A 13,375-nucleotide genomic window follows, 5' to 3' on the forward strand; every position below is an offset into this window, starting at 1 on the left:
TACTTTTATTGGTCAATAAGAGGTTTAAAATTAAGTTTTATTCCTAACATCTTCACCTAGTTTTGTCTGTATTTGCGCCAGGTTTCCTCGGGTACATAAATAGCGCGATAAGGAATAAAATAAGCGTTTAATTCCCAAAGCACCTTCCCTGTCTTATCCGTCACCAGTACACTGCCTGTTTTCGAGCTTGTCTGCAGCAAATTACCATTATCCAATTCATAGGCACTCCCCATTCTTGCTGTAAACTGCTTTTTCGGAATTGGAGCCGCATACGCAAGCGTTGCCGTTTTATTCTTTTGATCAAGATTAAAAGCAATTGCTCGTGATTGTTTATTGGCTGTCGTACTATCGCGCGGAGAAAAATCGCCGTTGTCAAAAAGTAACAGCTCACCTGTTTTTGTAATATGCGGCGCATGCTGGAAATAAAACAGTTCCTCATCTTTTAATTTGTAATCGCCACCTTTACCCAATTTCCAAAGAATATCACCGGTTTTGGCATCAATCTTCCAAACCTGATTTTCAATGGGCGAAGAAGTTAGATAATTATTGTCACGATCGAAGGAAATGGTATTCAAATGGAATCGGTCATGCTTAAGGCTATCCAATTTTTTATCTTTTTGAATATCCCATTTTTCCCAAGGTGACCATTTCTTTAAGATATTGCCTTGTGTATCCATCGTCAGGATAGCATCCCCCCAAAGCGTATCTTTTGGATGGTTGGGACGGTCGTCAATTCTGAAATCCCGCACAATGCCTACAATATTATTGTTGCCATCCATCTGCACATCATGGTGCATGATAATCCCTTTTTTATCGAGATCTATACGAGCAATTTCCTTTCCTGTTAGATCAATTTCAACAAGTACTGTTCCACCGACAAATCCGATACGGCCGCTTCTCAAATAATAACTTGCATTGGTTGATTTCTTGCTGGGCTGATTGGGCTTGTTGAATTCATCTTTACTCGCCGGAGCCAATAAGGCTAGGATCGTACCCCTTGGAGTCAGTGAAGCAAGGCGTACCCCTAACTTTTCGTCCTGCCAATACCATCGGATGGTTCCTTTACCATCAACCATGGCCATATACCCCGGGAATCCACGATAGCATAATAACACCATGCCGTTACCTAGGGCTTTTTCATCGTGTGGATGATCCGCCTTGATCCAGTCGTGTACCATCCATGGTGATTGTGGTCTTGTTTTAAAGGATTGTTCACTTGATTTTATGGGAATAATCCGATCTATAATAACCCGAAACTTATAACTTGTATTAGGTTCAAGCGTCATTAACTGTATGTTATGCTGAGCAGCCGCACTTGAAACTGTCGTCTTATAAGACTGGCGTTCTCCCTCCTTCCAATACTCTACATACAGGGCTTCTGCTTTATTTAGTTTCACCTGAATAGCAGCATTGAGCGGCAGATTATTAGGCGAACTCACTTCAATATTCTCAATATCAACTTGATGCGCATAAAAATAGTAAGCGGCAAACGCCACTATTGCCACCACAATCAGTGCAATAATTACTTTAATTGGTTTCATGTGTAAATAATTTCAATGCCATTGGTCTTTAAAATGAAGCGCACTACAAGAAATAATGCGCTTCATAGGATTTGCTTTATCACGTTTATTTAGGCAATCGTGCTGGATTGGCCGTTGTCATTTCTTGATGCAAGCGAGCTTCTTCCAATGGATAAGGGAAATAGCGCATTGCTTCAGTCACATTTTCTTTCAGTCCCCGGCCCTTCAAATAAGCATTACTTACTTTTTCATAACGTCCCAAGCGGATCAGGTCCTGACGCCTTTTGTATTCAAATACAAGTTCAAAACCACGTTCATCAACAAGCGCATCGATCATACTTTCCTTACTTGCGGGACTTGGAAAATCTGGATGCTTACCATATTCTGGTGCTCCAGCTCTTTTCCGGACTTCATTGATGAAAGGTAATGCTGCTGCAGGCCCGTTCAATGCATTTTCAATTTCAGCCTTGCACAAGATAACATCCGCCAATCGAAAGACCTGAATCGTCCGGCCATCCAGATAGGAATTATTGACCATATCATACGAATACTTTTTCGTCGCTACATTTTGCAGGAATTTTACCGTATCACTTGGCGGAGTAGTCTGTCCTTTGGCTGGTAACATATAAAAGAACCCATATTTTGTGTTTTTATCCCGTACCGCCTTTCCGGTGTAATTATAATAGAAAAACTTCTTACGCGGATCCAGATCACTATATTTTCGCCAGAAATCAAGGGAAACACCATAATACTGCCATCTATCCGGTACTTCCGGATTGTCCGTCGGTCCAAAGTGATTGGTGATCTCGCCCCCGTTTAATGTTGGTTCATGCAAGATGCCAAAGATTAGTCCCATATCCATTTTATTATTGTCGGACCATTCTTTCTTAAAATCCGGATTCAACGTATACACACCTTTATCACGTAGGGCGAGAACCTGATCAATGTAAGTTTTTGCCTTTTCATAATTGTGCGAACGCATATACATCTTTCCCATTAGGGTCAGCGCGGCACCTTTCGTGGCCCGGCCAATACCCAGTTCGTCCGACCATTTCTCCGGTAAATTATCGATTGCATACTGACAATCTTCAGCAATTTGGGCATCGATCTTGTCGACAGCAGCCAAGGGCTCGTTGTAGCTTTCCGTTGGATTCTTGACCGTTGTTATCAATGGCACCGGTCCCCAGGCATCGGTAAGATCCATATACGATAGTGACCGTAAGAACCTGGCCTGTGCGATAATTTTCTTCTTGCGATCGTCGGGAATAGTGACACGCTCGATACGGTCAATCAGCATATTGGCATTGCTGATGACCTGATACATATTCTGATAATTGAATTTAAAATATCGATTATTATCATCGTATGTAAAGTTGCTCATTCGTGTAGGATCCCCTGCGGCGGTAGAAAAGCCCATATCCGTGGCATAGTCCGTTATCATTACCAGATATCCCGCGTAATACAGATATGCATCTCCGGGATAAGGCGATAAACTTGTATAGACTCCCGTTAAAGCGGCGTTGATGTCGCTTTCTGTTGAATAAGCATTTTTGGTTGTCAGATCGCTGTATAATTTTGGATCCAGCTTGGTACAGCTATTTAAGCTTAAGCTCAACACGGCCGATAAACCCGCTATCCCTAAAATATATTTAATGTTATTTTTAAACGTCTTCATGTCATTTCTGATTTAGTATTAGCGATTAGAATGTTGCACTTACACCAAAGGTAAAGGAGCGCATCGAAGGATATGAATTAAAATCGAGACCTACCCCCGCATTAGCGCTCTGATTATTTCCGGCTCTATTTTTTACCAGCGCATCATTTTCATATCCCTTGGTATCCACCTCAGGATCCCATCCAGAATAATTGCTGATCGTAAATAAGTTTTCCGCCATACCGTATACTCTTATCGACTGAACAGCTTTGGTTTTCAACGGGATGGTATATCCCAGCGTCAAATTACGCAAACGCAAAAAGGAAGCATTCTCAATGAAATGGTCATTGATATAACCACCATAGTTCATGTAATAAAATCCATTTCTCGGAATTTCCGTATTGGTATTGGTCGGTGTCCATCGATTTAAAGCTTCTGTGGTACGTTTCCACTCCAGATTCATACGTGTCATATTGAGTAGATCGTTTCCGACATTGCCATAGATGAATGCAGTCAAATCAAAGTTTTTATAGGCAAATGTATTGGTCATACCAAAGTTAAACTTCGGATAACCACGGCCGATTATCGTACGATCTGCCGAATTTATCGTTCCGTCGCCATTTACATCGGCAAATTTAGGATCGCCGGGTTTAGAATTTGGCTGTGGCGCATAGTTTTCTCCTTGTTGGATAACACCCAGGTATCTATAACCGAATAACGAGCCCAGCGACTCCCCAACCCGAATGACCGAATAAGCTTCTTCAGAAACATTCCCCATTGGTTTAGACGAAGTCAACAATTGCTCGGGCTCTCCACCGAGACTTGAGACCTTATTTCGGTTCATCGTTAAATTCAATTTTGTTTCCCAGGTAAACGCTCCGGTCATATTCTTACTTGTTACAGAAAACTCCAGTCCCTTATTATTCATCGTACCTAGGTTTCGCTGTCCGGAGGTATATCCCGTGTAATAAGGCAGTATACTCTTGATCAGAAGATCATTTGTTTTCTTATAATAGGCATCCAAAGTAAAGGCTAACCGGTTTTTAAAAAATGAAAAATCAAGACCGACGTTATATTGCGTTGTGGATTCCCATTTAAGTTTATCGTTCTCGGGATAAGTTGGGTTTTGTTTAACCCCACCCGAATTGGTCACGCCATCAAACGTATAATGTCCATTGTCCATCAATCCATAAGAGGCATAATCCGCTACACGATCATTACCGGTCTGGCCATAACCCAACCTAAATTTTAGGTCCGAAAATAGCTGCTGCTCTTTCATGAAATCTTCATTGTTGACTTTCCATGCAAAAGCTGCTGAAGGAAAAGTTCCCCAACGATGGTTCGGACTAAAACGCGATGATCCATCACGACGTAAAGTCGCCGTCAACAGATATTTATCAGCGTAGGAATAATTTACCCGTCCGAAAAACGAAATAACCAGATTTTCAGCTTTAGCAGAGTTTACTCCTGTAATGCTTGAGGCCATGCCCAGGTTATTATATTCCAGTAGATCTGTTGAAAAACCTTTCACATTGATTCCCTTATTATTGCGCACATATTTCTCATACGAATAGCCCCCCATCACACTCAAATTGTGTTTCTCATTAAAGACTTTCGCGTAAGTAGCATAAAAATCAATCAGGTTATGTGTTTCATTGTAATCGGCCTGACTTGCGACACCATCATCTATCCCACCCTGATAAGAATCTCTGGTCAGATAACTGCCCAATTGATCATGTGTAATTTCAGTTCCAGCATCCATGCGCAACGTCAGTTCCTTGATCGGATTGACCTCAAGAAAAATATTTCCATTCAACTTGTCCCTTTGCACATCATTGATCCGCGACATCAGGTTGGCCAAAGGGTTATCCCCCTGCCCTCCCGGAGGTCTTCCAAAACTACCATCTGCATTATAGACAGGTACTGTTGGGTCATAGGTCAATATGCTGTATAATACATTTGAATTGAGGATATTTCCATCATACACCTGCATATTCGATTTTTCCCGTTGCGCGGATAGACTCGCTCCAGTGCGGATATAATCATTTACCTTTTGATCCACGTTGATCCGTCCCGAAATTCGATTAAAGTCTGTTGTTTTTAAAACACCTTTTTGATCAAAATAGCCTATGCTCGTCAACACTTTTGTTTTCTCACCACCACCAGAAAATTGTAAATTATGGTTCTGCAAAATACCGTTCCGCATGGTTTCCTTCACCCAATCCGTATTGACATCAGATTCAAGCTGTGACTTGGTGTAAACGGCATACTCCTGATTTTCTTGACCTTGAATTTCTTTATAAAGCGCATTAGCGAGATTCATATACTGTTTACCATCGAGGAAGGTAAATGGTACAATCGGCTTCTGTGTTCCCACATAGCCACTATAGGTAATATTGTTCTTATCCGTAAGCCCACGTTTTGTGGTGATGATGATGACACCATTCGCACCTCTGGAGCCGTAGATCGCAGTTGCCGAAGCATCCTTTAAGATATCCATGGAAGCAATATCATCGGGATTGATGTTAATGCCATTATTTGTTGGAAATCCATCGATCACGTAGAGTGGATCATTACTTCCACTAATGGAATTGGTTCCGCGAATCCGAATCGATGTACTTCCACCCGGCGCCTTTGAATTCTGGGTTACAACGACACCGGAAGCTTTACCTTGTAGGGCCTGACCAACATTGCTCACAGCCCCTCCTTTCGTTAGTTCGTTGCTGGAAAGCGATGCAATGGCGCCTGTCAAATCGCTTTTCTTTTGTTTACCGTATCCAATCACGACAACATCTTCCAGCTGATTTACCTGGTCCTCCAAAATAATGGAAAGAGTGGTGGCTCCATCAGCTGAAACCTGCACATTTCGTTCTACATAGCTTTGATACCCGATGTATGAAAAAGTCAGTTCATAACCTTTGCCATTCGGTACATCAGCAAAACGAAAGCTACCATCACTCGCACTGGAAGCTGCTGTCGAAAAACTGCTGCCGGGATTTTTCAAAATTATACTTACCCCTGCCAGCCGTTGCCCCGACGAGTTTTTGATTACGCCATTTATTGTTCCCGCTAGACATTGAAAAGATAACAGTGTCAAGGCAATAAAAACAAAAAATGGTTTCTTGGTTAAGTTGAAATTTACCATGATTCTATTTTTTAGTTTTGAGTATATATATATTATGTTGTTTTTCAAGAATAAACGGATTCACCTCAACAATCAACTGCAAAATAGACGCCGCAAGATCCGTTTTGTCCTTCAGGTCCATGGTCGGATTCTTGCTAAACCGCCCCTTTATCCGATAGTTTTTAACGATTAATGAATCATAGGATATAGGAACATCAAGCTCACGATTGATATATTGTATAATGTCGGATACAGCGGTTTCTTCCAATTGGAGCCAATTGGCGCTCTGGTGAATTGTTGCCGGATTGCGATACGGTTTTTCCGTGGAAGAAAGCATAAGCTGGGCCGGTAGATTTTCCCCCGCGCTCATTTTTGGTGTACCTTTGAAATTTGAAACAAACATCGTGTTCACCCCGCCAAAATAAATCTGTTGGCCAGGCTTAAGAATCTTTGTCTCGGCTACGGACGGATCTATAGATTCAACGCGAACTTTCCCCTCAAATAATCGGATCAGAACATGTTCAACTGCCGCATTATAATCCACGATGAATTCTGTTCCCAGCGCAGTGGTCATCAACGTACCGCTTTCGACGATGAAAGGTTTTGAAGGATCTTTCGCTACTTTAAAACTGACCCTTCCACTGAATAATTTAACCCGTCTAAAATCAAGATCCGGTTTTATGCCCAGCTGAATCAGTGCACCGGGTTCTAAGGTTAAAATCGAATGGTCCGCTGCAACAATTTCTTTAGGCTGAGCAGAAGGGTTGTAGTAAATTTCATGAATGAAACTTGCTGTTTGTAAAGGTTTATCAGTTGATGTGCCCAAAAGATTGGTTAAGATAAATAGGAAACCAAATAGCACAAATACAGTAATGATTCGCAACAGGCTATCACCACCACGTTTTGACTTATTTTCCTGATTGATATAGGAAACCCAGTCATCTTCTGAAATGAGATCATCCAATAAGGTCGGATCATCATTCAGCCATTTGAAGACAAGTTTCGCTTCCTCAGCAGAACATTCATTCGCCAGGAATTTATTGAATAAGGATTTGCGATTCATAACAGTTTCTATCCTTTTAGCGGGATAGGTATATAACTGTTATACGAATAGTGATGGGCTTGTCCCCTAAGACAACTTAAAAAATTTTTTAATAAATTTCAGACCAATGCTAACGTGGTTTTCTACCGTCTTTGGGGAGATAGACAATTTGACGGCAATTTCTTTATAACTCAATTCTTCAATTTTATGAAGATAAAACACCTGTTGCCGCATAAAAGGCATTTGTGTAATCAGCTCTTTTACATATTCTAACTCTGCCTTGTAGGCAATTTGCCGTTCAAGGTCTTCATATTGGGTCAGTACAAAAGGTTTCTCAAACTCCACATATTTTCTATTCAAAGCACGCCGCCGCAACTCATCAATTAATTTTGTTCGTGCAATCTGAAAGAGCTGAGTACTGAATTGGATTTGCTGATTCGCATGATTCTTGCGTTCCCAAACAATTAGAAAAGTCTGCTGGACGACATCTTCGGCCAGATTCGAACATTGGGTCTTCTGATACAGAAAATAGTACAATTTCCTATACCAATAACGATAAGCTAAAAAAAACTCCTTTTCGTTAGTCGGTGCCCGCTGTAGGATTTTATCCATCATAATCTACATTTAGATAGTCTTGTTTCAATGCTGTTATCCTCTTTCCAAAGAATATCGAAATTGGTATCTGACAGAATTTCAATTTGATCCATCAAAATGACCCATGCTTTTTGGCTAGTTATCCACCTCTAAAGTGATTATTTTTTATCAAAAAAACAAGATAATATTTTCGATAAGGCCATCGCCTCAATCTCCATTTTAAGCGCTTTCTTTCATAAAAGCTACTTTGCCGATAGGCAACTTATGGGTCCTGTTTTCTTCTCTTGTATTTTTTAGGCGCAGCAAGTTCGTTTCAACTCGTGACCAAATTAGCCCTTTTAACAGTGCTTGTTCAGTGCTCGTTCAGTGATTGTTCAGTGATTGCTCAGTGATTGCTCAGTGTAAACTGAATAAACAATGACTGATTACTGTCTAAAAATTGATTAAAAATTGTGAAGAGGTATAAGTTGGTATTAAGATAGATTAGTTTTAATCACTATATAGAAAAAAGAAGGTATTTAGATGATAAGAAAAATCACTTGTCATCTAAATACCTTCGCACTAAAACAAACACCGTGAAACTGCTTGTTTTATGGATATCAATAAAATCTAGTATCCTGGATTTTGTTTTAAATTTGGATTGACTGCAAGCTGTTGACTCGGAATTGGATAAACCAATGTTTTCGGGCTGGAATCCGCAGCTTTTTCCTGCCAGGCTAATAAAAACTTACCAAAACGGATCAAATCCTGTCTTCTCCAACCTTCCCAATACAACTCACGCGCACGCTCGTCTAATATATTATCAAGCGTCAACGCTGTCAAGTTATTCACACCACGGTTTGTCCGAATAGTGTTAACTAATCCAAGTGCCTCTGTTGCAGTTCCGGTTCCGCCTCTTAATATAGCCTCTGCTTGCATCAACAATACATCGGCATAACGGAAGACTACCCAGTCGTTATTTCGTTGACCAGTGACAGCATAATCAAAGGCATACTTCATTGGACGGATACCCGCTGTTTCCAATGTAGCTCCAGAGGTCCGGATGGTCACTTCACGCGTGAAGACCAAAGGTGCATTCGCTGGATTTCGCGCCATCAATGGTTTGTTTGTACTCCAATTGTATTGCTGTCCTGCAAAAAAACCTACATTTTGACGTTTGAATTCTTTTGTTCTGTTAGAAGTCGTATCAGCCGGATAATTATAGTAAATTCCTCTTCTTTCATCGGCATCCGAAAATTTATCGTAATAATCTGATAAAGTACACCAACCGTTCCAGCCCCCAGGTCTCATATTATAATGCGCAATCGTATTCCAGGTACGATCCACATTTCCACCTCTATCGCCATTTTTATTATATAAAGTGAAAATATTTTCGGTAGACTTTTCGTCGTTATCGGGCGCGAAATTATCAAAGTACTTGCCCTTTGCAGAAACAGTATAGGATCCCGAAGCCGTAATTTCCTTGGCTAAGGCCACCACTTTATTCATATCTTCGGCAGCAAAAGAAGGAGCTTGTCTGTTTAAAAATGTTCCCTTATTCAAATAAATCTTCATCAGCAATGCTTTTGCCGCATTTTTATTGGCTACATAGGCTGCTTTCGGACCGTTTGCAGGCAAACTCGCTATAATTTCGTTGAGATCCTTCACGATATAATCAATAGCCGCCTGTGGCTGTAACACCTCTGGTGCGATTCTAAAATCTTCAAAAGAGGCTCCTTCCCGGACGGGTACTACGCCATAGAGATCCAACATATCGAACATGACCAACGCACGAATAAACTTCGCTTCAGCACCTTGCTGTGCACTCGGATTATACCGCAACACATTACCCGCATTATAGATGGCTGTACCAAGACTTACAAATGTATTGTTCATATAACCATTATCAGCATTCCAGGTATGTAAATGGATCGCACGATGCATCCCATTATCATCCCAGTCACCTCCCCGTGTAGGAGCCATAGCAGCATCTGTGGATATTTCCTGCATCACCCAGCGCTGTTCCTGCTGATAAGGGGTATTCAATGAATTATAAGCTGTGATCAACAAGCTTCCAGGATCCACATTGGATGTCCCCTCTTCCAATTCTCCTTTAAATTCCTCCTTTAGTTTAGTACAAGAAAATGTACTTGTTACAATGGAGCCAATTATTCCGATATATAATAAAGTTCTTAATTTCATCTTTTTCATCCGTCTAAATTTGATTATTTATTCATCCATTTTGACTGTAAGGCATTCATACTGCCTTTAGTGTTTCATTCGTAATGAGGCGATCAGATTTATTCATTCACTAATATGAATATGTTTAAATCAATCTTGTTACTCTCCTCTTTTTATTATCTAATGATCTACAGTATACGCTTAAAGTGAGAAGTTAACCCCCAATAGGATATTTCTTGCCGGTGGATATGGTAAATATTCGATACCCAACGAAGGAATACCATTTGTTGCACCATCTGTATTCACCTCAGGATCAAACCCTGTATACTTCGTGATGATGAAAAGATTCTGTCCAGTAAGGGATACGTTTAAATTCTTCAGTGTTCTGCCTACATTTCCAACACGATAGCTTAAAGTAAGATTAGCCATTTTTAGATAATCACCTTTTTCAAGGAATCGCGTCGAAGGCGCAGCCGAGTTGGAAGTAGACTCTTTTACAGCTGTATTAAAGAATGCTGAACCGATATTCCGTGATGACAAATTGCTCAATCCCAAAGTCGTCGCTGCCGTATTATTGAATAGATAATGTCCAAAAGCGCCATTCATATTGGCAGCCAAAGAAAACTGTTTATAATTTACATTGGTGGAGATACCCAATAATGTGGTTGGATTTGGACTGTTCATATAAAACTTATTAATTGCAGGATCGTTGGCCGTACTGATACTACCATCCTGTCCACGGTACATGCTCATTCCGGTTTGCGGGTCGATACCTTGGTAATCGGCCAAATACCATACATTCAATGGCTGGCCATTGACCATTCGTTGTCCCAATACACCAGAAAAACCTTGTCCGCGGAGTGCTCCTGTCTCATAATAACCAACAAGGCCACTTACACTATTCTTAAGAAACGTTGCATTACCTGTCAAATCCCAAGTCCAATTGTCATTTTTAATAATTGTACCTGTCAACGCGACCTCTACCCCTTTATTGACAATCTCACCGTCCAAATTTACCCAAATACGTCCCGCAGGAGCTGGCTGTGCAAGCGTTTGCTCAAATAGCGCATCTGTGGTCTTTTTATTAAAATAATCAATGGATCCATATAGACGGTTGCCCCAGATTCCGAAATCTATACCCGCATTGATCGTCGTCGAAGTTTCCCATTTCAAGTCAGGATTTCCATAGTTAGCCTGGCTTACACTCTGATTACCGAAGACCAATCTATTCAATGAGGCACCAGAAGGGAATTCTTGGTTACCTGTTTTTCCCCAACCCAATCGCACTTTCAATTGGTCAAAGATACCGGAAGACTTTAAAAACTCTTCCTGATTAACATTCCAGGCTACGGCCAACGAAGGGAACATGGCGTATTTGTTGTTTGAACCAAATTTCGTTGAACCATCCCTTCGCACTGTTGCAGTGAATAAATAACGGTCTAAGTAATTGAAGCCGCCCCGTAAAAAAAGCGATTGCAATTGGTTGGTTGGACTTCTATACGACGATATTTCACGCGTGGAAACAGGCGTATATTGTAGATAGTCAAAATAATCTAACCCCAGATAGCGAAATCCACCGCCAAAGGAAATGTTATTATTATAATTATAATCCAAATATTCATAGCCTGCTACCGCATTGACACTCCAATCTGAATTGATTTGTTTATTGTAGGAGAGCATATGCGTCATTTGCAAGTTGGTTTCCCCGTTATTGGAGATAAAAGCCTGCTCATTGTTCACAGCAGAAGGATCAATAAGCCCGGCGCGGTACATACCCTCGCGGTTTCCTGTTTGTCGCATCGCACTATAAATAAAGCGATACTCTAAATCATCTGTGATTTTATAATATGGCGCCAAATTGACCACCATTGTATTGGTTGTCGCCAAGTCCTTAAAGGCTTCAATGCTTGTCAATGGATTTCGTGTGGTTGAACTCACAAAGGTCAAATTACCTTGCTCATCGCGTAATGGTCGCGTTGGATTCCATTGCAGTGCTTGGGAAATCACATTTCCTTCAGAACCTACCATCGCATTGATCGGCGCGTATTTATTATCCATTTGCGTCAAAAAGACTGCAAAATCCAATCCCAATCGTTTGTTTTCCAAAAAACGGAAATTCCCGTTAAAATTGGCTGTATATTTCTTCAGTTGTGAGCCACGAATAATACCATTTTGGTTTAAATACCCACCCGAAAGACGGTATTTACCATGTTCGGTTCCACCCGCCACGTCAGCATAGTAATTTTGCGTGATGGCTTTTCTTGTGATTGCTTTAAAAGCATCCTCATTACCACCAAAATCAGCATTTGCCACTTCAGATGGTGTATAATATTTCAACGCCTCTCTGAATCGCGCTGCATCCAATACATCAGGATATTCCCGCATGGTCGAAACACCTGCAGAGGCTCCCACAGAAACCTCGGGCTGTCCTACTCTACCTCTTTTCGTGGAAATAATGACTACACCATTTGCCCCACGTGATCCATAAATTGCCGTAGCCGAAGCATCTTTAAGGATGTCCATACTAGCAATGTCACCCGGATTTAAGTAAGTTAAAGGATTTCCTCTGTCGGAAGAAAAACCTCCTCTTCCTTCGGGCAGAGGTGAGTTGCCCGACATCGGCACACCATCCAGCACAAATAACGGGTTGTTACTGGCGCGGATCGATGAATTCCCACGAATACGTACGGTCGTTGCCCCTCCAGGTTGCCCCGTATTGTTAATCACCATAACCCCTGGTGTCTTTCCTTGTATGAGTTGGTCGGGACTAGTCATGATCCCCTTATTAAAGTTTTTCGCTCCAATAGTGACCATAGACCCCGTTAGATCTTTTTTACGGGCCGTACCATAACCGATCACAACGACTTCATCTAAGCCCTGACCGGCACTAGGTTCAAGCGCTACCGTGATATCGCTCCCCACAATAGGTACTTCTTTTAAAGTATATCCGATAAAGGATACTTCCAGCGTTTTAGCTTCACTGGGAATAGTCAATGTAAAGGAACCTTCCGTGTCTGTTGTGGTAGCCGCGGTACCCCCTTTTACTTTGATCGTAGCTCCTGCCAATGGACTTTGAGTCTCATCTACAACCTTCCCCTTCAAGACTTTCGTCTGGGCAACTACAATAAAAGATACAAGCAGAAATGTGAGCGTCATTACGCATTGTGCAAGTAGTTTATTTTTCATACGCTTTTTGATTGGTGGTTTAATTGATTTTTTATCGTGTGCAATAGATACACAGCTGATAATAAGTGATTTTTAATGGTTTATTTTTAGTCCTA

The 13,375-nt window shown here is 41.2% G+C and carries 7 protein-coding genes; all 7 read right to left on the reverse strand.

Annotated elements, in window-relative coordinates; all coding sequences use genetic code 11:
• Positions 1-56: 56 nt before the first annotated feature.
• The 7 genes from B3600_RS10675 to B3600_RS10705 all read right to left on the reverse strand — a co-directional run bounded on the left by B3600_RS10675 (position 57) and on the right by B3600_RS10705 (position 13,280).
• Entirely contained in the window at positions 57-1,541 is a 1,485-nt protein-coding gene (locus B3600_RS10675) for an aryl-sulfate sulfotransferase (protein ID WP_286752918.1), read from the reverse strand.
• Positions 1,542-1,626: 85 nt separating this feature from the next.
• The gene (locus tag B3600_RS10680) at positions 1,627-3,195 is read right to left on the reverse strand and encodes a RagB/SusD family nutrient uptake outer membrane protein (RefSeq protein ID WP_084823177.1); all 1,569 of its coding nucleotides are present in this window, start codon (positions 3,193-3,195) and stop codon (positions 1,627-1,629) included.
• Positions 3,196-3,220: 25 nt separating this feature from the next.
• A complete protein-coding gene (locus tag B3600_RS10685) occupies positions 3,221-6,319 on the reverse strand; it encodes a SusC/RagA family TonB-linked outer membrane protein (RefSeq protein ID WP_053003687.1) in 3,099 nt (1,032 codons plus the stop codon).
• A gap of 4 nt (positions 6,320-6,323) precedes the next feature.
• On the reverse strand, positions 6,324-7,361 hold the full coding sequence (locus B3600_RS10690; protein WP_286752919.1) for a FecR family protein: 1,038 nt from the start codon (positions 7,359-7,361) through the stop codon (positions 6,324-6,326).
• Positions 7,362-7,427: 66 nt separating this feature from the next.
• Positions 7,428-7,955, reverse strand: coding sequence for an RNA polymerase sigma factor (locus B3600_RS10695; protein ID WP_046674241.1), 528 nt, complete (start codon positions 7,953-7,955; stop codon positions 7,428-7,430).
• Between the two features lie 588 nt (positions 7,956-8,543).
• Positions 8,544-10,115, reverse strand: a complete 1,572-nt coding sequence (locus B3600_RS10700) for a RagB/SusD family nutrient uptake outer membrane protein (protein ID WP_070567634.1) — start codon at positions 10,113-10,115, stop codon at positions 8,544-8,546.
• 180 nt (positions 10,116-10,295) lie between these two features.
• A complete protein-coding gene (locus B3600_RS10705) occupies positions 10,296-13,280 on the reverse strand; it encodes a SusC/RagA family TonB-linked outer membrane protein (protein WP_286752920.1) in 2,985 nt (994 codons plus the stop codon).
• Positions 13,281-13,375 lie beyond the last annotated feature (95 nt).

Origin of the sequence: Sphingobacterium sp. UBA2480 (genome assembly GCF_002341965.1) — a bacterium.
Taxonomy (GTDB): Bacteria; Bacteroidota; Bacteroidia; order Sphingobacteriales; family Sphingobacteriaceae; genus Sphingobacterium; species Sphingobacterium multivorum.